Source organism: uncultured Campylobacter sp. (assembly GCF_938041645.1).
GTDB lineage: Bacteria > Campylobacterota > Campylobacteria > Campylobacterales > Campylobacteraceae > Campylobacter_B.
The window spans coordinates 1-18,490 of sequence record NZ_CALIST010000015.1; the positions used below are offsets into that span (position 1 = coordinate 1).

Here is an 18,490-nt window from a genome sequence, read left to right on the forward strand (position 1 = left end):
AATATATCTCATTTTTGCTCCATGATTTGATTTGTGGGGTTTGCTTGCGCGCAGATTTCGCTTTAAAATTTGCTTTAAATTGCGCTTTCGCGCGCCGAAATTCGGCGCCGCTTTTATACGAAATTTCGCTTCCGCACACCGCCCCACTACGACGAAATTTTAAACTTAGAGCTTTGAATTTATCCTTAAATTCAGGGGGCTGTGCGAAATTCATAAAAAATTCACCTTATGTGCGGACGAGTGAGCTTTGAAATTCCAAAATTCCCAGAATTTCGCTAAAATTGCGGGCAAATTTTAAAAAAGGCAAAATTTTGACTATTTACGATTTGGAGCGCCTGCGACTGGACGCCAAAAAGCACGTGGAGCAGCTAAAGCTCGTAGCCGTCATAAGTACGATCGCCCTATTTGCGGTATTCGGCGTCATCGCGTATTTTGCGCGCAGGCAGGGCGTGCAGAGCTTTAGCGCGACGCTGCTTATGCTGCTGGCGATCGCCTCGCTTGCCGTGAACCTTAAAGAGGTGCACTTAAACGGCTGGCAAAAGGATCTCATCGGCACGGAAAATATTTTGAAATTCGGCGCGGTCGCGATCTCATTTTTGATCTTCAAGTACTCCGCAGCCTTGCCGCAGGCGTTGATAGGCTTGGCTGCGCTCGCGCTTGGGGCGTGGTTAGCGACGCGGCTTTACGCGCTCGGCGTAAAAAGCGCGCAAGAGAGCTTTACCGGGCGGTACCGCCAAAGCTACAAGCAGCACTATCTGGCGCCTTTCGTGCGCGAGCTCGGCTACGAATACGTATCCTACGGCAGCGTGCCTTTTTGGCGCGTGGTGCAGAGCGATCTGTTCGAATTTATCGAAAATCTGCGCGGCAACGACCGCGTGGGCGGCGCGTGGCAGGGGGTGAGCTTCGAGTTTAGCGACGTGAGTTTTTTCCATCAAAATTTACAGCACGAGCTCGTGGGAGCATTTTTCGTAGCGGAATTTAACAAACGCATCATCGCGCCCGTTTTCATCTATCCGCGCGAGATACAAAACAAACAGCACGTAGGCCTAAAGCCCGTTGCGATGGACAACGTGGAGTTTGCCGCGCGCTACAAGGTGCTTAGCGACGAGCCGCAAAACGCGATGTACGTGCTAACCCCTGCATTTATGGAGCGATTTTTGGCGGTGGGCGATGCGCTCGGGGCGCAGATCTGGGCGAGCATCAGAGAGCGGCGGATTCATATTTTCGTGCACACCGGGCGCGATAATTTCGAGCCTAGCGTCTATGAAAGCGTGCTGCGCCGCGACCCCGCAAGCGAGATAAAGAGCGAAATTTTAAGCTTTTTGAGTATCGTTAAAATTTTAAAACTGAATGTGAGGATTTGGATTTAATAAAATTTAAGCGGTATTTTTGCTAAAAATTTTTAACTCTTAAAAGATAATTCGGCGCGCCTAGGTCTTTATTAAATTTTGATTTCATACGAGGCTATTTTCTAAACGTTTATCGCTTAGCTGCTTATCAAATTTTTGCTTTACGTCTAAAACCTGCTCTTTACTCCTAGCCTATATAAAAATTTGCGGCTGGATTTTATCTAAATTTTTTCCTGTTTTTAATAGAAAATAGGTTTTTAGCTCCTTGTATTCGCTGCTCGTTAAAATCGAGGCGTCGATAATGAAATGCTTATCAAAGATGATCAAACTATCGCCGCTTAGCATATCCAGTCCAAGTCCTAGCCCGTTTATTATCCTAAAAATTAGCAATGGAAGCATGCCGAGCCCAAATGCTATCGGTACCACGAATGAGGCTATCGCATAGCCTTTAAAGTAAAAAACCGTTGACATCAAAACGAAGTAGATCATAACGACGCTAATTACAAACTTTTTTGTGATTGTCGGCAATTGGGGTTGGGAAGGTCCAAAGGTTCGTTTTATTCCTAATATATCTGATAATTTTATTTCGAGCACTACTAAATTTTTCTTCGTAGAAAAATACTCTATGGCGGAATTTTTAAATTTAATATAGCAGCTTCCTAGCTCTTTTGGACGCCTAGTTAGCTCTCCGGGATGCCTATATGGAGAGAAGTATGAAATGATATCTAAAAGAAATAGAAACGGCAGGGATAGTTTTATCATTTCTATCGCGTTATCTTTGATGATTATCGGATATTTGTCGTAGTCTCTAGACTCGGCCTTTTCTAGCGTAGTGCTGATTTTAAATTTATTCAAATTTAGCTCTTTATAAATAGAATTTCAAAGCGTTTTATATATTCCCAAATAGGATGACAGCGCGCAAGTGCGGCAAATAATCCACTATCCGCCGTCGTACGGCTCGCAAAACCGCGTCACGGCTTAAAATCAAAACCTGTCTTGCAAAAGCAAATCCGCAGTTCGTAAATCCGCAGTAAAATCTATAGCTCACACCATCATGCCGTGTCGTCGGCTTATAAAGTCGCAGTTTGAAAACCGCGCCGTAAAGCCAGCTTAAAATCACGCCCCGCAAAAAACCGCGCTCGCGCTGCCAGTCTGTAAAATCATACTCTGTAAAGCGTAAAAAACCGCGGCGCCTCGCTAACTAGTAAAATTTAGCTCGCCAAAATCGCGCTGCGTCGCAGGTTTATAAAACGCAGTTCGCATAAACGCAGCGCAATGCTCGCAAAAGTAAAATTCGCGGTTTGCAAAATCAAGCCGCAGCATTCAAAAGCAAGCTTAAGCTTTTGGAATTCTGATCTTCTGCCCTGGATAGATGAGGTTCGCGTCCTTGACAACCTCGCGGTTGGCGTCGAAAATAATCTTGTATTTGTTCGCGTCGCCGTAGAATTTCTTCGCGATTTTAGATAGGTTATCGCCCTTTACGATGGTGTAGTAGTTTTCGGCGCTATCCTCTCTAATGCCCTCGATCTGCACGTTTTTGATGCCTGCGGTATTGCCCGCGATGAGGGCTGCTTTTTCAAGAGTTTCCTTATCGGCGTTGCCGCTGATTTTGACGGTGTCGCCCTGCACCTCGACCTCTAGCCCTTCTACCGGCGTAGAGCTGAGATTGGTGGCGATCTCGTCTTTTACGTGCTTGGCGTCATCGCCTAGACCTAGTAGTTTCTTGCCTGCTTCGGCTACGAATGAAAGTAAACCCATTGTTTTCTCCTTTGGTTAAAGTGGCAAAATTTTATCTTAAATTTACCAACGATCAGCTTAGGCGCATATCCTTACGGCTCCGACCTAGCCCAATGATGCGACCTACTGCGCTCAGTCTATGCGCGACAGCAGGTCCTTGGACCATCATCGCCGCGCCCATCGATTCATGTTTGCAGCGTATGAATTATCAGCGCTGCGACTACGCTAAATTTTTCGTCAGTAAATTTCTAGCGATCACGGCGCATACGATGCTAAAAACGACGACCGAATATGAGTTGAGATTTAGCCCGCAAAATCCCGCGCTTAGGGCAAAGGCGCAAAGCGGCGCGTTTAAATTGATCGCTAAAAAGGCAGCCCCTCCGCAAACCCCAGCTGCGCTTAGGTTAATAGGCAGAATTTCGCCGATCGCAAATCCTATGCATAGCCCTAAAACTGCGCCCAGCGCAAAACTCGGCGTTAGCGTGCCGCCGTATCCGCCGCAGCGAAAGATCATCAAAATGCAAAACGCTTTGCAAAGCAAGATCGCAAGCAAATATGGGCTAAAGGACGCTGAGTTGAAAGCAAACTGCGCTGCCGAGCGCCCGTTACCTAAAATTTCAGGCACGTATGCGCCGACCGCCGCGGTAAGCACGAATGCAAATGGCAGTGTAAGTGCGATTTTAAGGCTTTTTATGCGCAGCTTTTCGCACAAGCGCACCCCGTCTTGGAAATATTTCGCCGCAAACCCCGTGACAAGTCCGATTATCGCCGCTGCGAGTAAATTCTGCGGGGTAGGGGCGAAGTTTGAAACTGCGTAATAAATTTCTTTTGAAGCTCCAAATTCCGCTGTAGCTGTGGCCACCGCACTTGTAGCAAAGGCGCACAAAATCGCTCGAGTATCGAAGCTTTTAAGCAAAATTTCTAGGCTAAAAAGCGCGCCCGCTAGCGGGACGTTATATGCAGCGCCCAGTCCAGCTCCCGCGCCGCATGCGACAAATAGCCGAAGCTCGTCTCCGCCGATATTTAAGGCGCGGCAAATTTTAGCTGCAAACAAGCCACCTAGCTCGCGCGGAGCAGCCTCACTGCCTACCGGTGCGCCCATGGCGATGGCTGCAAGCTGCAAAACCGAGTGGATTAAATTTTGCCAAAACGGCGGATTTTGCCCCCCCATCATTGAAGATACGTTTAAAAAAGGTTTTAGTCTTATTAGCAGAATTCTAATTATAGTTACGATTGCGCCAGCTGCGAGGACGCTAAGAAAGCGCCTAAGCTCGGTTGTTTGCTCCGTGATAATGTGAAATTCCTCATCATTATGCCCGAAAGCAAAAGTTTCAATTTCGTTGATGCCGAAGTTTAAGAGCCCTGCGCAAAGCCCCATTATAATGCCTATCGCAAGGATCGCTAGAAAGAATTTAGTACTCAAAATATGCCTTTTTGAAACGTATAATTATATAAAATTTTAGCTTTAAAAAATCCTTACCGCGCGCATAAAAGCAGCTAAAACGCGAGTAAAATTTAAAACAATGGCTAAGAATTTATATCATCTCTGTAGGTAAATTTTGCGCGAAATTCTATGAAGCTTAGGCAGGTTCGGAATTTTATTTACGTTAATTGCGCGAGTAAAATTTACGTAGATTTTATATCGCGCGTAGAAAATTTAGTAAAATTTCGCATCGCACGAGAGGGTAAAATTATATTTGAAATTTCTTGCCGCGAGGACAGGCGAAATTCTACGTAAAATTTAAATCTATCCGAGCGGGTAAAATTTTAAATTGAGTAAGCGAGAGAATTTTGTAGAGGACGCGTGGGATTTCGCGCAGAATTCCAATTTGCGAAAGAGGGCAAAATTCCGCGTAGAATTCCGATCCGCGTAAGTGGGTGAAATTCGCGTTAAATTCTAAACCGCGAGGCTAAGCAAAATTATGCGCGGAATTTTAATTTGCATGAGTCATAGGAATTTTATACCAGCGAATAAATTCGCTTAGGATTTTGCTATTTTTTCCAGATATCGTCATTTTTACCGGCTGCGGGTGCGCTTAGCTTTTTATCCAGAGCCGAAATTTTGTCCGCGAGCTTTTGTGCGCCGCCGAAAATTTCATCTTTTTTCGGAAGTCCGAAGTGAAATTTCGAACCTACGCTGTCTCCAATGCTTGCAAGTAGCGATTTGGGCGCGTTTGCGATCGCGTCTTTAAAGATTGCCGCATCGATACCGAGCTCGGCTAAGTTTTTTAGCGCCCGCGCAGAGCCGATAAACATCGCAATCTTGGCGTCGAAAAGATAATCGTTTGCCAGCTTTTGCGCGTGCGCGGCGGATTTTTTATCCACGATGATGAAGCGCGCGCCTGCGCCGTTTGCGAGTAAAATTTCATTTACATCATTCGTAATAACGCTAAATTTTTTCTGCGCCTTTTGCGCTGCGGCAATGAGCCTGTCGTTAAATTTAAAGAGCAGATTGTCGTATTTGAAAACTTCGTCGCCGTTTTTGATGAGATACAGCGGCTCGTAGGGCACGAGCGCGTGGCCTAGGATGATCATTTGCCGCCCCTTAGTTTGGCTTCGCAGGATTTGCAAAGGCGCTTTTTGTCGCGCAGAGCAAGCTCGTCGCTGCTAAAGTACGTCCCGCACTCGTCGCACGCCAAAAGCTCGGTCGCATCGTCCTTTTTCTTTATGCGAAATCTAGGCACTATCAAAAAATATATGAGCGCCGCGATGACGGCTATGGCTAGAATTTTTCCCATTATTTTGCCCCTTTGATCACTAAAAATTTTCTATTTTTCAAAGCGTTTTTGCCGCTAAAAATTTCGCAGTGCGCGCTCGTAAATTCCTTGCGGAATTCCTTCGCTTCCGCCTCTGCGCCCGAGCCTTTGTAGAGCAAAAACGTAGTGTTTTCGTCGTAAAAGCCGCGGCAAATTTCAACCAAGCTTCGCGCGCTCATCAGCGCTCGCGAGCTTATCAGATCGGCGCGCAGCTTTGCGCCGTCTTGCACGCGCTCGGCGTGGATTTTTACGTTAGCTAGAGCAAGGCTAACCTTCGCGTAGGTTAGAAACGCCGCTTTTTTCCGGTTAGGTTCAAACAGATGCCACTCGCACAGCGGTAGCGCGAGCGCCAAAAATAGCCCAGGAAAGCCCGCTCCCGAGCCGATGTCGCACGCGATGCGCGGATGGCACGATATAAACTCCACTCCGCTTAGGCTGTCGCGCACCACCGCGTCCAAATCGTCGTAATTCGTGAGACTATGGACGCGGTTAAATTTTTGCAGACAGGCTTTAAATTTAGCGACCTGCTCGCCAAAGCTCTCGCCGGGCGCAAGCTTCACAGCAGATGCCCCATCTGCTCTTTTTTGACGCGCAGATAGTTTTCGTTAAATTTATTAGGCGTGATGATTATCGGAATGCGTGCTACCACTTCGACTTTTAGATCGTGCAGCTTTTGCGGGTTGTTCGTAAGCAGATTTATGCGCGAAATTCCAAAGTGAGCGAGTATGAAATCCACGATCTCGTAGGTGCGCTCATCCGCTTTAAAGCCGAGCTGATGATTTGCTTCGATCGTATCGAGACCTTGATCTTGCAGCGCGTAGGCGTTGATTTTATTAAAAAGCCCGATATTGCGCCCCTCTTGACGCAGATAGATCACCATGCCGCTGTGCTCCTCGATATATTTTAGGCTCGCTTCGAGTTGGTCGCGGCAGTCGCACTTTAGGCTTCCGATCGCGTCGCCGGTAAGGCACTCCGAGTGGATCCGCACATTTACGACGCCTGCGAAAGGCTGCTTAAATATCGCCAAATGCTCTTTGTTCCCTTGCTTGAATGATTGAACGCGGAAGCTTCCGAAGCGGGAGGGGAGATTTGCGACCTCTGAAATTTTTATATCCATGCTTAAATTTACTCCAATTGTGATATTATGAATCCCGCAATTCTAGCTAAAAAAGGAAAAATAATGTTTAAACGATTTAGACGGCTACGAATAAACCCCGCGCTTAGGGATCTGGTGCGACAAACCGATCTGCAAACCCGCTCGCTGATCTATCCGCTTTTTGTCGTGGAAGGAAGCGGCATCAAAAAGGAGATCGCCTCGATGCACGGCGTATTTCAGATGAGTGTCGATGAAATTTTAAAAGAGTGCGAGGCTCTTTTGGCGCTCGGTTTGGATAAAATTTTACTTTTCGGAATTCCTTCGCTAAAGGACAGCATCGGCTCGGATGCGCTAAGCGAGGACGGCATTATCGCGACTTCGCTGCGCGCGATAAAGGCTAAATTTCCAAATTTATTAGTAATCACCGATCTGTGCTTTTGCGAATACACCGACCATGGGCACTGCGGCATCATCGATCATGTGCATCAGACGGTGGATAACGACGCGACGCTTGAAATTTCAGCGCAGCAGGCTTTAGTGCACGCTAAAGCGGGCGCGGATATGATTGCTCCAAGCGGCATGATGGACGGTATTATCTCAACTCTGCGAGAGACGCTCGATCGCGGCGGATTTGAAAATTTACCGATTATGGCGTATTCGACGAAGTTCGCCAGCGGCTACTACGGACCGTTTCGCGACGTGGCGGAGAGCGCGCCAAGTTTTGGCGATCGCAGCAGCTACCAGATGGATCCCGCAAATAGATTTGAGGCGATCAACGAAAGCCTGCAAGATGAGGCGCAGGGAGCGGATATCTTGATGATAAAGCCCGCGCTTGCGTATCTGGATCTAATCAGAGATCTGCGGGAGCGCACGCTACTGCCGATCTGCGCGTATAACGTAAGCGGCGAATACTCGCTTTTGCAGGCGGGCAAGAAGGCGGGCGTGATCGATTATGAGCGCGTGATGATGGAGACGATGATAGGCATAAGGCGCGCCGGCGCGGATATGATCATCACCTATCACGCCAAAGAGATCGCGGAAATTTTAAACAGGGGCTAGCGATGAATAAGATAGCACTCGAAATTAAAAGTAATGAAATGCAAGCCGTCTTGGATGCCGTGATGAAGCTGGCAAAAAAGATGAAATTTGAAGCTAAAATTTTACCCGTAAACGGGGATGAGTGCATAGAGAATTTCGACGAGCTTTCTAGCGCCGTTATTGCGAAATTAGATAAGCCGAGCAATAGGGCGGTTTTTGAGCGATTAAAGGATAAATGAAATATTTGACGCTAGTTTTTATCGGCGAATTCTATAGTTTTGGACGACGAGGAATTTTATGCGGCGATGGAAGACGTAGTCGTAAAGGTGGCTACGGGCGATATGACGAAAGGTGATTTAAAAGAATTTTTTAGTAAATTTATAAAAGATAAAGGAGCGATATGAGGCACTTTCTTACGTTAAACGATTTTAGCAAAGACGAGATAATCGAAATTTTAAATTTAGCCTTTAAGATTAAAAAAGAGGCCAAAGCGCGAAATTTTAAGCCGTATTTGAAAGATCAAAAATTGGCGATGATATTTGAAAAAAGCTCGACCAGGACGCGCGTGAGCTTCGATGTAGGGATGAACGAGCTTGGCGGACACGCGCTGTTTTTGAGCAGTCGCGACATCCAGCTCGGGCGAGGCGAGCCGATCAAAGACACTGCGCGCGTGATTTCGCGAATGTGCGATCTGATTATGGCGCGCGTAAATCGCCACGAGACGCTCATAGAGCTTGCGGAATTTAGCCGCGTGCCGGTGATGAACGGGCTAAGCGATAAATTTCATCCCGTGCAGCTAATGGCGGATCTAATGACGATCGTGGAGTGCGGTATTGAAGCTCCAAAGATAAAAGCCGCGTACGTGGGCGACGGTAACAATATGGCGCACTCGTGGCTGATGCTTGCTAGCAAGCTTGGCTTTGAGCTGCGAATAGCGACGCCCGTGGGCTATGAGGCTGATCCGCAGATACTGGCGCAGGCGCAAGAAAATGCTAAAATTTCAGGCGCTAAAATTTTAATAACGAACGATATAAAGGAAGCCGTAGCGGGCGCAAACGTCGTGACGACCGATACTTGGGTTTCGATGGGGCAAGAAGCCGAAAAAGAGCGAAGAATTCGCGATTTCGCGGGCTTTTGCGTGGATGAAAGCTTAATGGCTCTAGCAGGTAGCGGCGCGATATTTTTGCACTGCTTGCCGGCGTACCGCGGATATGAGGTAAGCGAGGCTGTGTTTGAAGCGCACGCGGATGAAATTTTTGCAGAGGCGGAAAATCGCCTGCACGCGCAAAAGGGCGTCATGGTCTGGCTGGATCAAAAAAGATAAATTTTAGGAGAACGCATGGAAGAAAAAGATAAAGCGCTAAAAAAGATCGACAAAGCGAGCGAATTTTTCGGGCTGGATAGCTCGAAAAGGACGGTTTTTGAAATTTCGCAGGGCGAGGACAACGAGAAAAAACTCACTTTAAAAAGCGGCTCGTGGAGCGACGAGGAGCCGTGGTTCGGCATCGACGAAAATAACGAAGTGCACACGATGATCTCGATAAAATCGCTCGCAAATCTCATCGCCGCGACCAAAAACGCGATGCAGGAAAATTTTAATCTCAAGCTTGAGCGCTCGATTTTACAGCATACGCCGGTGGATTTCGGCGACGCGTGGATCGTGTGTATGGACGAGATCAGAAGGCTAACGGGCGCAAATCCGAGTGCGAAAAGATTAAGCTTAGACGTCGATGCCGTCGTCTCGCGCGTAAAAAGCCTGCATCCGAACCTTTTCATCGATATCGAAGAGCTTGTCAAAGCCAAGGCGGGCAGCCGTGAATAACATAGACTTCGACGCTTACGCGAAATTTTCGCGCCCGGGACCCCGCTACACGAGCTATCCGACCGCTTTGGAATTTAGCGAAAACTTCAGCTACGACGGGTATCTGAACGAGCTAAAAAATCAAAAAAGCTCCACGCCGTTGTCGCTTTACTTTCACATGCCGTTTTGCCGCTCCGCCTGTTATTTTTGCGGCTGCAACGTAATCTACACAGGCAAGCGCGACAAGATGGATCGGTATTTGGACTATATCGAGCGCGAAATGCAAATTTTAAGCGGCGTCGTGGACGGCTCGCGGCAAGTCGTGCAGATGCACTTCGGCGGCGGTACGCCTACGTATTTTAGCGCCGAACAGCTCGCGCGCCACATAAAAAATATCAAAAAATATTTTAAAAATTTCAGCCCCGAAGCCGAGATCAGCTGCGAGATCGATCCGCGGTTTTTAAACGCCGAGCAGCTAGACGTGCTCGTTTCAAACGGCTTTAATCGCATCAGCTACGGCGTGCAGGATTTCGACGAGCGCGTGCAAAAGGAGATCCACCGCATCCAGCCTTTCGAGCTTACGAGGGACGTCATAGCCATGGCGCGCGCGAGGGGGATAAAATCGATAAATATGGATCTGATCTACGGTCTTCCGTATCAGAGCCTAGCTAGCTTTAAGCGCACGCTGGAGCTTGCGCTTTCGCTTGATCCGGACCGCTTTGCGATCTTTAACTACGCGCACGTGCCGTGGATCAAAAAATCTATGCGTAAATTTGACGAGACGACCCTACCGGAGCCTAAAGTGAAGCTTGAAATTTTAAAGCTTACGCACGATTTTTTGAGCGCGAACGGATATGAGATGATCGGCATGGATCACTACTCAAAGCCCGCCGATGAGCTTCATACTGCACTTAAAAACGGCTCGCTACACCGAAATTTCCAGGGCTATACGACCAAGGGCGGCGCCGATCTGATCGGTATCGGGCTAACCAGCATCGGCGAGGGCGCGCGCCACTACGCGCAAAATTTCAAAGATATGGATGCTTACGAGGCCGCGATAGATGCGGGCAGGCTGCCATATTGCAGGGGCGTTTTGCTAAATGAAGAGGATCTGCTGCGCAAAGAGGTGATTATGGGGCTGATGAGTAATTTTTGCGTCGATATAGAGGCGATCGAGGAAAAATTTAAGATAAAATTTTTCGAGCACTTTGATGCGAGCTTAAAGCAGCTTGAGGCGCTAAAGGATTTCGTGCAAGTCTCGCCGAATAGAATTTCCGTAACGCCCACCGGCACGCTTTTGATCCGTAATATCGCGATGTGCTTTGATGAGTATATGGGTAAAAATTTGGGCGAGAAGCGCTTTTCTAAAACCGTTTAAGCGGCGCGGCTATGAGTAAGGCAAAGCTTGGAGCGTTCGATTTTGCGGCACTTAGCGAGCGTTGCGTAAAATGTGGTAAATGTATCCAAGTCTGCACGATTCATGGCATTAACGGCGATGAAGTAACGAGCCCGCGCGGATTTGTGGATCTTTTGGGCGCTTACGGCAGGAATGAACTAAAGCTTGATAAAAACGCTAAGAAAATTTTTGAGAGCTGCTTTTTATGCACCAGCTGCGTAGATATTTGCGGCGAGTCTTTGCCCATAGATACGGCAATCGAGAATATTCGCGCGCACATTGCGGAGAAATTTGGTATCGCGTGGTACAAAAAAGCTGCGTTTTGGCTGCTCGGGCACCGCAAAGCGCTGGATCTAGCAGCAGCGCTTGGATACGTGTTTCTTAGCTGTGGCTTTAAGATGCGAAAAGATACGCAAAGCTCTATGTCGCCTAGATTTGACTTGCCACTACTTAAAAAAGAACGCTTGCTACCTGCTCCTGCGAAAAAGAGCTTTATGAACTCTCATGCAGAATTTATCGACAACGGCGGCGAAAAAACTATTGGAATTTTTATAGGCTGCATGGCAAACTACGCTTACACGGGCGTAGGCGAGGCGGTTTTACATATCGCGCGAGCGCTAAAGCTAAACGTAAATTTAATGAAGGAACAAGCCTGTTGCGGCGCCCCTGCGTATTTTACGGGAGATTTTGCAGCGGTTGAACGCGTGGCAAAATTTAATATAGCATATTTCGAAAAAGCTCTGCCTGCTCTTGATGCGATTATAGTGCCCGAGGCTACGTGCTCTGCGATGTTGCGGGTGGATTACGCGCATTTTTTTGAAAATGAGCCGCAATGGAAAGCCCGCGCGCAAAAGCTTGCGAGTAAAATTTTTATGGCGAGTGAATACTTTTATAAATTTACAAACTTAAGTGATCTTTTGATGCACCGCGGCAAAAGGGCTTTAGCGATTACCTATCACGATCCGTGCCATGCCCGCAAAATGCAGGGTATTTGGAAAGAACCGCGCGGCTTGCTCGCTCAAAACTACGAAATAATCGAGATGGATGAACTTAATAAATGCTGCGGATTTGGCGGTATGACGATGCAGACCGAGCGTTACGAGCTCGCGCGTGAAGCAGGATTAGCTAAGGCGCGCGCAATGGCGGATCTACCCGTGCGCGTAGTCTCTGCTGAGTGCAGTGCGTGCAGGATGCAGCTAAATAATTCGCTTTTTTTAAGCAGCTCGCAGATGAGGTGCATAAATCCGCTAGAGCTTATCGCTGAAGCGCTTATGGGCGAGGAAAATTCCAATGGATAAATTTTGCGTTTTAGAAGCTCCTGCATTTCGCCAGCTTTTTACTCAATTCAAATCCTGGGGTAAAATTCTGTGCTTTTTAAATTTTGGTTTTTAAAAATTATGATTAAATTTTATCGTTAGCTTATAGAGGTTGCGGTCTGCGCTTTTGAGCTTTCGGATATATCAGCCTGAAGTGGCGTGCGGTGTGAACCCATAGGCTTTGCTGTTGCGGTGGGGTTGATTAATATGATTTTAAATACTAAAATTTTTTAGTTTAGAATTTTAGCTGAGGGATTTGCGCAAAATTTTAAGAAGTTGAATTGAGGGATGGATTTTGGCAGAATTTTAATTTTATGTGGCATTATTTGAAATTCTATGGAATTTTCGCTGTAAGCGAATGGCTGGAATTTTGATTTATTGATTTGCGTGGATTTGCTTGGCGGAGCAGGATTAAAACGCGAATTTTAAATTTCGTAAAATTTAAAGAATTAGTTACGTATGAGCTTCTTGCACTTCGCGGTTTTGGCGTTGGGGCAAAATTTCTTTCAAAAATGCCAAAGTATGCATAAAATATACTCACAATTTTTAGCACGAGTATTTAGCAAAAAAAGCTAAGCTAGCGAGATCATGGATTTAAATTTAATTTTATTCTTGCTCTTTTGTGTCATCTTCAGAGTCCAGCTTTGCTTCTTCGATCAAAAGCCTGTTGGCTTCGGTAGCCTTTTTTATCTCGCTTAAGTTTTCTTCTATCTTATTTAGGCGCTTTTCAAGGGTATTTAGGCGCTTTTCAGAGCGGGAGATAAAATAATAAATCAAATAAATCATAAAAACTATTATGATCCAAGGTACGATTTTCATATAAAATTCCTTAAAATTTAAAATCGGGCGCATTATAGCAGAAATTTTATGAAATTTTAAAATAGGCTGTTTTAGCCTTGACAATTGGGGATTTTTCGGTTATAATTGCCACTTCAATTTCAAAATGCTGGTGTAGCTCAGCTGGTAGAGCTACTGCCTTGTAAGCAGTGGGTCGGCGGTTCGATCCCGTCCACCAGCTCCATTTTTTGTAACAGTGTTTGACCAGATTTCATCAAAGGGTGAGATACTCAAGTGGCCAACGAGGGCAGACTGTAAATCTGCTGGCTTTGCCTTCCGTGGTTCGAATCCACGTCTCACCACCATGAATTTTTGATGCGGGATTAGCTCAGTTGGCTAGAGCATCAGCCTTCCAAGCTGAGGGTCGCGGGTTCGAGCCCCGTTTCCCGCTCCACCATTTAGGTTTACTGGGAGCTGTAAAACTTAACTGCTTTTATATGCTTACATAATCTAAATTTTGGTCGCATTGTTGGGTATTGGTAGCGATTTCTCTTTGCCTGAGTTTAGGCTCATATGGCTCAGAGGTAGAGCACTTCCTTGGTAAGGAAGAGGTCGCGGGTTCAAGTCCCGCTATGAGCTCCATAAAATAGAGTCGCTTAGTTTGTTGTGTAATCCACAAATCAATAACGGAGGATATGATGGCTAAAGAAAAATTTAATCGTAACAAGCCACACGTAAACATTGGTACCATCGGTCACGTTGACCATGGTAAGACTACTTTGACAGCTGCTATTTCTGCTGTTCTTTCTAGGAAGGGTCTAGCTGAGCTAAAGGACTACGACAATATCGATAACGCTCCAGAGGAAAAAGAGCGCGGTATTACTATCGCTACGTCTCACATCGAATATGAGACCGAGAAACGTCACTATGCTCACGTTGACTGCCCTGGCCACGCCGACTACGTAAAAAATATGATTACCGGCGCGGCTCAGATGGACGGAGCTATTTTAGTTGTTTCCGCTGCAGACGGTCCTATGCCTCAAACTCGCGAGCACATCTTGCTTTCTCGCCAAGTAGGCGTTCCTTATATCGTAGTTTTCCTAAACAAAACCGATATGGTCGATGATCCGGATCTTTTAGAGCTAGTTGAAGAGGAAGTTAGAGATCTTTTAAAAGAGTATAAATTTCCTGGCGACGAAACCCCAATCATTAAAGGCTCTGCCCTTAAGGCTCTTGAGGAAGCAAAAGCTGGACAAGATGGCGAATGGTCTGCAAAGATTATGGAGCTTATGGACGCGGTTGATAGCTATATTCCAACTCCTGTTCGCGATACTGATAAAGATTTCCTTCTTCCGATCGAAGATATTTTCTCGATTTCCGGTCGCGGTACCGTTGTAACCGGTAGAATCGAAAAAGGTATCGTTAAAGTTGGCGATACTATCGAGATCGTAGGTATTAAACCTACTCAAACTACTACCGTTACCGGCGTTGAGATGTTTAGAAAAGAGATGGATCAAGGTGAAGCCGGCGATAACGTAGGTGTTTTATTGCGCGGTACCAAGAAAGAAGAAGTAGAGCGCGGTATGGTTTTATGCAAACCAAAATCGATCACTCCTCATACTAAATTTGAGGGCGAGGTTTATATCCTAACTAAAGAAGAGGGCGGACGCCATACTCCATTCTTTAATAACTATAGACCGCAGTTTTACGTTCGTACGACAGATGTTACCGGTTCGATTACTCTTCCTGAGGGGACCGAGATGGTAATGCCTGGCGATAACGTTAAAATCACCGTTGAGCTAATCGCTCCGATCGCTCTTGAGCAAGGTACTCGCTTCGCGATTCGCGAAGGCGGTCATACTGTAGGCTCAGGCGTCGTTTCGAAAATCATCGCTTAATTTTTTGCAGGCGGAATTTTAAAATTCCGCCTGCTTTTTTATTCAAGGAAACCAAATGGCAAAGAATTCAAGTAGAGTAAAGGTCGGATTAAAATGCTCCGAAAGTGGCGATATCAACTATACTACTTATAAAAATAGCAAAACTACGACCGAAAAACTAGAACTTAAAAAATATTGCCCTAGATTAAAAAAGCACACGCTTCATAAAGAAGTAAAGTTAAAAGGCTAATTGTTTTATAGGGCAATAGCTCCAACGGTAGAGCGCCGGATTCCAAATCCGATGGTTGGGGGTTCGAATCCCTCTTGCCCTGCCACGAGGATTGGGTATGGAAAAAGTAAAAGAGTATTATAAACAAGCAAAAGTAGAGTTAGATAAGGTAATTTTCCCGACTAAAGATCAGACTAAAACAGCATATATCTCTGTGGTCGTCGTAGTCGTAGTTATCGCACTGTTTTTAGCGCTAGTGGATCTGATTATGTCCGCTTTGATAACGGCCTAAGTAAGGATCGTAATATGGCAAATAAATGGTATGCGATACAAACTTACGCTGGCAGCGAGATGGCGGTAAAGCGTGCGATAGAAGCGCTAAAGCAAGATGAAGCGCTTGAGGCTAAGATCGGTGAAGTACTTGTGCCTACCGAAGATGTTATAGAGGTCAAAAATACAAAGCAAACCATTAAAGAGCGCAGCTTATATCCAGGATATTGCTTTGCAAATTTAGATCTGGATACCACTTTATGGCATAGAATTCAGATGCTGCCTAAGGTCAGTCGCTTTATCGGCGAGGCGAAAAAACCCTCTCCGCTACCGGAAAAAGATATCGAGATAATTCTAGAAAAGATTAATAATCGCGAGGCTCCTAAGCCGAAGATAAATTTCGAAGACGGAGAGACGGTTAGGATCGTCGACGGACCTTTTGCTAATTTCAACGGCATCGTAGAAGAGTATGATATGATCCACGGCAAGCTTCGCCTCAATGTTTCGATCTTCGGACGAAGCACGCCGATTGAAATTTCATACTCGCAAGTTGAAAAGATTATTTAAATTTTATAAGGAGTAAATTTATGGCTAAGAAAGTTGTTGGCGAAATCAAGCTGCAAATAGCGGCCGCAAAAGCAAATCCAAGCCCGCCGGTAGGTCCTGCATTAGGTCAAAAGGGCGTTAATATTATGGAATTTTGCAAAGCGTTTAACGAGCGAACCAAAGATATGGCAGGCTTTAATATCCCAGTCATCATCACGGTTTATGCCGATAAAAGCTTTACTTTCATTACTAAGCAACCGCCTGCGACGGATTTGATCAAAAAAGCGGCGAAGATAGATAAAGGTTCGGACAACCCTCTTAAAAAGAAGGTGGCGTCCTTAACGAAAGCTCAGGTTTTAGAGATCGTCGAGAAAAAGATCGCCGATCTGAATACTAAAGATAGAGAGCAGGCGGCTAGGATTATAGCGGGTTCGGCTCGTTCTATGGGTATTACGGTTACTGACTAGACCTTTTGACCGCTAAGGTTTAAAAAAGCGGTAGCACTTTAATTGCGGAGAAATATATGCCAAAAAATTCAAAAAGATTCAACGAACTTTTAAAAAAAGTTGACGTAAATAAAATTTATAGCGTAGACGAAGCGGTAAGCACGGTAAAAACCCTAGCTTCTGCTAAATTTGATGAGACGGTGGAGATCGCTCTTAAACTAAACGTAGATCCAAGACATGCCGATCAGATGGTGCGCGGCTCGGTCGTTTTGCCTGCTGGTACTGGCAAGAGCGTTCGAGTAGCCGTGATTGCAAAAGACGCAAAAGCTAGCGAGGCTAGCGAAGCAGGTGCCGATATCGTGGGCGCCGATGATCTGATCGAAGAGATTCAAAAAGGAAATATAAATTTCGACGTTCTTATTGCCACTCCAAATTTAATGGGACTAGTCGGTAAGGTAGGTCGTATTCTTGGTCCAAAAGGCGTTATGCCGAACCCTAAAACCGGTACCGTTACTATGGATGTCGCTCAGGCCGTTAAAAATGCTAAGGGTGGACAGGTAAATTTCCGCGTCGATAAGCAGGGAAATATTCACGCAGGCCTTGGCAAGGCTAGCTTTAGCAAAGAGCAGCTTTTAGACAATCTGACGACGTTTATTAAAACCATAAATAAGCATAAGCCAGCGACTGCGAAGGGCAGATACGTAACTCATGCATCGCTTTCACTTACTATGAGCCCTGCAGTTACACTGGATAATCAAGAAATAATCGATTTAAAATAAAATTTTAAATTTTTATCTTAGATTGGAGATAGCTCAAGGTTTTTAACTTAATTGATCGAAATTTTAAAATTTCGATCGCTTGGCTTGAAATCACCGATCGGAAAGGAGACCTAATGACGAGAGACGAAAAATCAAAGATAGTAGCGGAGCTTGGCGAGGCTTTCAAGGCTAGCGAAGCTATAATAATTTCCGATTTTAAAGGCCTTAGCGTTAAGCAGCTTGAAGATCTTAGAAATAGCGCGCGCGAAGCGGGCGTAAAGGTTCGAGTTATCAAAAATACCCTAGCTAATATCGCTTTAAAAAATGCCGAAAAAAACGGACTTAGCTTTAAAGATACCAATATCTTCTTATGGGGCGAGCAGCTTTCTGTATGTAAAGTAGCGGCTAAATTTGAAGAGAAAAATGAAATTTTTAAGCTTAAGACCGCTCATATCGATGGGGAAGTAGCCGGCGTAGATAAGGTTAGGGCGCTTTCGAAGATGCCTTCGAGAGACGAGCTTATTGCGATGTTACTTCAAGTATGGAATGCGCCGATTCAAAATTTTACGATCGGCTTAAATGCGCTTAAGCAGAAAAAAGAAGCTAGCGCTTAATTAAAATTTAGGAGAATAAAATGGCAATTTCAAAAGAAGATGTTTTAGAGTATATCTCTAATCTTTCGGTGCTAGAGCTTAGCGAGTTAGTTAAAGAATTCGAAGAAAAATTTGGCGTAAGCGCAGCTCCGGTTATGGTAGCTGGCGGCGCAGGCGCTGGCGGCGCAGGCGCGGCAGCAGCTGAAGAGAAAACAGAATTCGATGTCGTATTGCTTGATGCGGGTGACAAGAAAATCAACGTAATTAAGGTTGTTCGCGCCTTAACGGGTCTTGGTCTAAAAGAAGCCAAAGACGCTACCGAGGCTACTCCGTCCGTTCTTAAAGAGGGACTTAACAAAGAAGATGCCGAGAAGGCTAAAAAAGAGCTTGAAGAAGCAGGCGCTAAAGTCGAACTCAAATAAATCGCGAAATTTTGAAATTTCGCATACAAATGTGTGCCGGTGCGCTGCATCGGCACTTCTTTCTTTAAAATACAACTACGAGG

General features: G+C 45.7%; 24 protein-coding genes and 5 tRNA genes. 21 read left to right on the forward strand and 8 right to left on the reverse strand.

Features of this window, described 5'->3' with window-relative positions; all coding sequences use genetic code 11:
• Nucleotides 1–311: 311 nt before the first annotated feature.
• A complete protein-coding gene (locus Q0600_RS02050) occupies nt 312–1,370 on the forward strand; it encodes a DUF3137 domain-containing protein (protein ID WP_298756344.1) in 1,059 nt (352 codons plus the stop codon).
• A 171-nt stretch (nt 1,371–1,541) separates the two neighbouring features.
• On the opposite strand, the gene Q0600_RS02055 is transcribed toward Q0600_RS02050, so the two are convergent.
• The 7 genes from Q0600_RS02055 to ribA all read right to left on the reverse strand — a co-directional run bounded on the left by Q0600_RS02055 (nt 1,542) and on the right by ribA (nt 6,959).
• Entirely contained in the window at nt 1,542–2,204 is a 663-nt protein-coding gene (locus Q0600_RS02055; RefSeq protein ID WP_298756347.1) for a hypothetical protein, read from the reverse strand.
• A 480-nt stretch (nt 2,205–2,684) separates the two neighbouring features.
• A complete protein-coding gene (gene lysM, locus Q0600_RS02060; RefSeq protein WP_298756350.1) occupies nt 2,685–3,107 on the reverse strand; it encodes a peptidoglycan-binding protein LysM in 423 nt (140 codons plus the stop codon).
• Between the two features lie 199 nt (nt 3,108–3,306).
• Nucleotides 3,307–4,509, reverse strand: a complete 1,203-nt coding sequence (locus tag Q0600_RS02065) for a chloride channel protein (protein ID WP_298756353.1) — start codon at nt 4,507–4,509, stop codon at nt 3,307–3,309.
• Nucleotides 4,510–5,078: 569 nt separating this feature from the next.
• Nucleotides 5,079–5,621, reverse strand: a complete 543-nt coding sequence (locus tag Q0600_RS02070; protein ID WP_298756356.1) for a hypothetical protein — start codon at nt 5,619–5,621, stop codon at nt 5,079–5,081.
• A complete protein-coding gene (locus Q0600_RS02075; protein ID WP_177386853.1) occupies nt 5,618–5,824 on the reverse strand; it encodes a hypothetical protein in 207 nt (68 codons plus the stop codon). Before Q0600_RS02075 ends, Q0600_RS02070 begins: the two co-directional genes overlap by 4 nt.
• Nucleotides 5,824–6,402, reverse strand: coding sequence for a 16S rRNA (guanine(527)-N(7))-methyltransferase RsmG (gene rsmG, locus Q0600_RS02080; protein WP_298756359.1), 579 nt, complete (start codon nt 6,400–6,402; stop codon nt 5,824–5,826). The genes Q0600_RS02075 and rsmG overlap by 1 nt, the downstream gene beginning before the upstream one ends.
• Entirely contained in the window at nt 6,399–6,959 is a 561-nt protein-coding gene (gene ribA / locus Q0600_RS02085) for a GTP cyclohydrolase II (RefSeq protein ID WP_298756362.1), read from the reverse strand. The genes rsmG and ribA overlap by 4 nt, the downstream gene beginning before the upstream one ends.
• Nucleotides 6,960–7,022: 63 nt before the next feature.
• Here ribA and hemB point away from each other — a divergent pair, with 63 nt between their 5' ends.
• The 7 genes from hemB to Q0600_RS02120 are packed head-to-tail and all read left to right on the forward strand — an operon-like array spanning nt 7,023 to nt 12,471.
• Entirely contained in the window at nt 7,023–7,997 is a 975-nt protein-coding gene (gene hemB, locus Q0600_RS02090) for a porphobilinogen synthase (RefSeq protein ID WP_298756364.1), read from the forward strand.
• A gap of 2 nt (nt 7,998–7,999) precedes the next feature.
• Nucleotides 8,000–8,215, forward strand: a complete 216-nt coding sequence (locus Q0600_RS02095) for a hypothetical protein (RefSeq protein WP_297913778.1) — start codon at nt 8,000–8,002, stop codon at nt 8,213–8,215.
• A 39-nt stretch (nt 8,216–8,254) separates the two neighbouring features.
• Nucleotides 8,255–8,380, forward strand: coding sequence for a hypothetical protein (locus tag Q0600_RS02100; protein WP_298756367.1), 126 nt, complete (start codon nt 8,255–8,257; stop codon nt 8,378–8,380).
• Nucleotides 8,377–9,300 carry an ornithine carbamoyltransferase gene (gene argF / locus Q0600_RS02105; RefSeq protein WP_298756370.1) on the forward strand — a complete coding sequence of 308 codons (924 nt, stop codon included), beginning with the start codon at nt 8,377–8,379 and terminating at the stop codon, nt 9,298–9,300. The genes Q0600_RS02100 and argF overlap by 4 nt, the downstream gene beginning before the upstream one ends.
• A 15-nt stretch (nt 9,301–9,315) precedes the next feature.
• Nucleotides 9,316–9,798: a DUF2603 domain-containing protein gene (locus tag Q0600_RS02110; RefSeq protein WP_298756373.1), complete on the forward strand. Its 483-nt coding sequence runs from the start codon at nt 9,316–9,318 to the stop codon at nt 9,796–9,798.
• Nucleotides 9,791–11,155 (forward strand): oxygen-independent coproporphyrinogen III oxidase, encoded by a 1,365-nt coding sequence (gene hemN, locus Q0600_RS02115; RefSeq protein WP_298756376.1) that lies wholly within the window; start codon nt 9,791–9,793, stop codon nt 11,153–11,155. Before Q0600_RS02110 ends, hemN begins: the two co-directional genes overlap by 8 nt.
• Before the next feature lie 11 nt (nt 11,156–11,166).
• Entirely contained in the window at nt 11,167–12,471 is a 1,305-nt protein-coding gene (locus tag Q0600_RS02120) for a (Fe-S)-binding protein (protein WP_298756379.1), read from the forward strand.
• A gap of 624 nt (nt 12,472–13,095) precedes the next feature.
• On the opposite strand, the gene Q0600_RS02125 is transcribed toward Q0600_RS02120, so the two are convergent.
• Nucleotides 13,096–13,308, reverse strand: a complete 213-nt coding sequence (locus Q0600_RS02125; protein WP_177386846.1) for a hypothetical protein — start codon at nt 13,306–13,308, stop codon at nt 13,096–13,098.
• 126 nt (nt 13,309–13,434) lie between these two features.
• Between Q0600_RS02125 and Q0600_RS02130 the strand changes: the two genes are divergently transcribed.
• From Q0600_RS02130 to rplL, 13 genes are all read left to right on the forward strand, one after another.
• A tRNA-Thr gene (locus Q0600_RS02130) sits at nt 13,435–13,510 on the forward strand.
• 36 nt (nt 13,511–13,546) lie between these two features.
• A tRNA-Tyr gene (locus Q0600_RS02135) sits at nt 13,547–13,631 on the forward strand.
• A 12-nt stretch (nt 13,632–13,643) separates the two neighbouring features.
• Nucleotides 13,644–13,720, forward strand: a tRNA-Gly gene (locus Q0600_RS02140).
• Nucleotides 13,721–13,833: 113 nt separating this feature from the next.
• A tRNA-Thr gene (locus Q0600_RS02145) sits at nt 13,834–13,908 on the forward strand.
• A gap of 56 nt (nt 13,909–13,964) precedes the next feature.
• A complete protein-coding gene (gene tuf / locus Q0600_RS02150; protein WP_040304280.1) occupies nt 13,965–15,164 on the forward strand; it encodes an elongation factor Tu in 1,200 nt (399 codons plus the stop codon).
• Between the two features lie 55 nt (nt 15,165–15,219).
• Nucleotides 15,220–15,393, forward strand: a complete 174-nt coding sequence (gene rpmG / locus Q0600_RS02155; RefSeq protein WP_005872634.1) for a 50S ribosomal protein L33 — start codon at nt 15,220–15,222, stop codon at nt 15,391–15,393.
• 9 nt (nt 15,394–15,402) lie between these two features.
• Nucleotides 15,403–15,478 (forward strand) — tRNA-Trp (locus Q0600_RS02160).
• A 12-nt stretch (nt 15,479–15,490) separates the two neighbouring features.
• On the forward strand, nt 15,491–15,664 hold the full coding sequence (gene secE, locus Q0600_RS02165) for a preprotein translocase subunit SecE (protein ID WP_005872632.1): 174 nt from the start codon (nt 15,491–15,493) through the stop codon (nt 15,662–15,664).
• A gap of 14 nt (nt 15,665–15,678) precedes the next feature.
• Nucleotides 15,679–16,209, forward strand: a complete 531-nt coding sequence (gene nusG, locus Q0600_RS02170; RefSeq protein ID WP_297921286.1) for a transcription termination/antitermination protein NusG — start codon at nt 15,679–15,681, stop codon at nt 16,207–16,209.
• A gap of 20 nt (nt 16,210–16,229) precedes the next feature.
• Entirely contained in the window at nt 16,230–16,655 is a 426-nt protein-coding gene (rplK, locus tag Q0600_RS02175; RefSeq protein ID WP_005872629.1) for a 50S ribosomal protein L11, read from the forward strand.
• Nucleotides 16,656–16,711: 56 nt separating this feature from the next.
• Nucleotides 16,712–17,413, forward strand: a complete 702-nt coding sequence (gene rplA / locus Q0600_RS02180; RefSeq protein WP_291939398.1) for a 50S ribosomal protein L1 — start codon at nt 16,712–16,714, stop codon at nt 17,411–17,413.
• Nucleotides 17,414–17,526: 113 nt separating this feature from the next.
• Nucleotides 17,527–18,006: a 50S ribosomal protein L10 gene (rplJ, locus tag Q0600_RS02185; RefSeq protein WP_298756382.1), complete on the forward strand. Its 480-nt coding sequence runs from the start codon at nt 17,527–17,529 to the stop codon at nt 18,004–18,006.
• A gap of 20 nt (nt 18,007–18,026) precedes the next feature.
• Nucleotides 18,027–18,407: a 50S ribosomal protein L7/L12 gene (gene rplL / locus Q0600_RS02190; protein ID WP_177386842.1), complete on the forward strand. Its 381-nt coding sequence runs from the start codon at nt 18,027–18,029 to the stop codon at nt 18,405–18,407.
• Nucleotides 18,408–18,490 lie beyond the last annotated feature (83 nt).

Coding starts and splice junctions, on each gene's coding strand:
- lysM (WP_298756350.1), bottom strand. CDS start 3,107: ATGGGTTTACTTTCATTCGTAGCCGAAGCAGGCAAGAAACTACTAGGT.
- Q0600_RS02070 (WP_298756356.1), bottom strand. CDS start 5,621: ATGATCATCCTAGGCCACGCGCTCGTGCCCTACGAGCCGCTGTATCTC.
- Q0600_RS02075 (WP_177386853.1), bottom strand. CDS start 5,824: ATGGGAAAAATTCTAGCCATAGCCGTCATCGCGGCGCTCATATATTTT.
- ribA (WP_298756362.1), bottom strand. CDS start 6,959: ATGGATATAAAAATTTCAGAGGTCGCAAATCTCCCCTCCCGCTTCGGA.
- hemB (WP_298756364.1), top strand. CDS start 7,023: ATGTTTAAACGATTTAGACGGCTACGAATAAACCCCGCGCTTAGGGAT.
- Q0600_RS02095 (WP_297913778.1), top strand. CDS start 8,000: ATGAATAAGATAGCACTCGAAATTAAAAGTAATGAAATGCAAGCCGTC.
- argF (WP_298756370.1), top strand. CDS start 8,377: ATGAGGCACTTTCTTACGTTAAACGATTTTAGCAAAGACGAGATAATC.
- Q0600_RS02110 (WP_298756373.1), top strand. CDS start 9,316: ATGGAAGAAAAAGATAAAGCGCTAAAAAAGATCGACAAAGCGAGCGAA.
- Q0600_RS02120 (WP_298756379.1), top strand. CDS start 11,167: ATGAGTAAGGCAAAGCTTGGAGCGTTCGATTTTGCGGCACTTAGCGAG.
- Q0600_RS02125 (WP_177386846.1), bottom strand. CDS start 13,308: ATGAAAATCGTACCTTGGATCATAATAGTTTTTATGATTTATTTGATT.
- tuf (WP_040304280.1), top strand. CDS start 13,965: ATGGCTAAAGAAAAATTTAATCGTAACAAGCCACACGTAAACATTGGT.
- rpmG (WP_005872634.1), top strand. CDS start 15,220: ATGGCAAAGAATTCAAGTAGAGTAAAGGTCGGATTAAAATGCTCCGAA.
- secE (WP_005872632.1), top strand. CDS start 15,491: ATGGAAAAAGTAAAAGAGTATTATAAACAAGCAAAAGTAGAGTTAGAT.
- nusG (WP_297921286.1), top strand. CDS start 15,679: ATGGCAAATAAATGGTATGCGATACAAACTTACGCTGGCAGCGAGATG.
- rplK (WP_005872629.1), top strand. CDS start 16,230: ATGGCTAAGAAAGTTGTTGGCGAAATCAAGCTGCAAATAGCGGCCGCA.
- rplA (WP_291939398.1), top strand. CDS start 16,712: ATGCCAAAAAATTCAAAAAGATTCAACGAACTTTTAAAAAAAGTTGAC.
- rplJ (WP_298756382.1), top strand. CDS start 17,527: ATGACGAGAGACGAAAAATCAAAGATAGTAGCGGAGCTTGGCGAGGCT.
- rplL (WP_177386842.1), top strand. CDS start 18,027: ATGGCAATTTCAAAAGAAGATGTTTTAGAGTATATCTCTAATCTTTCG.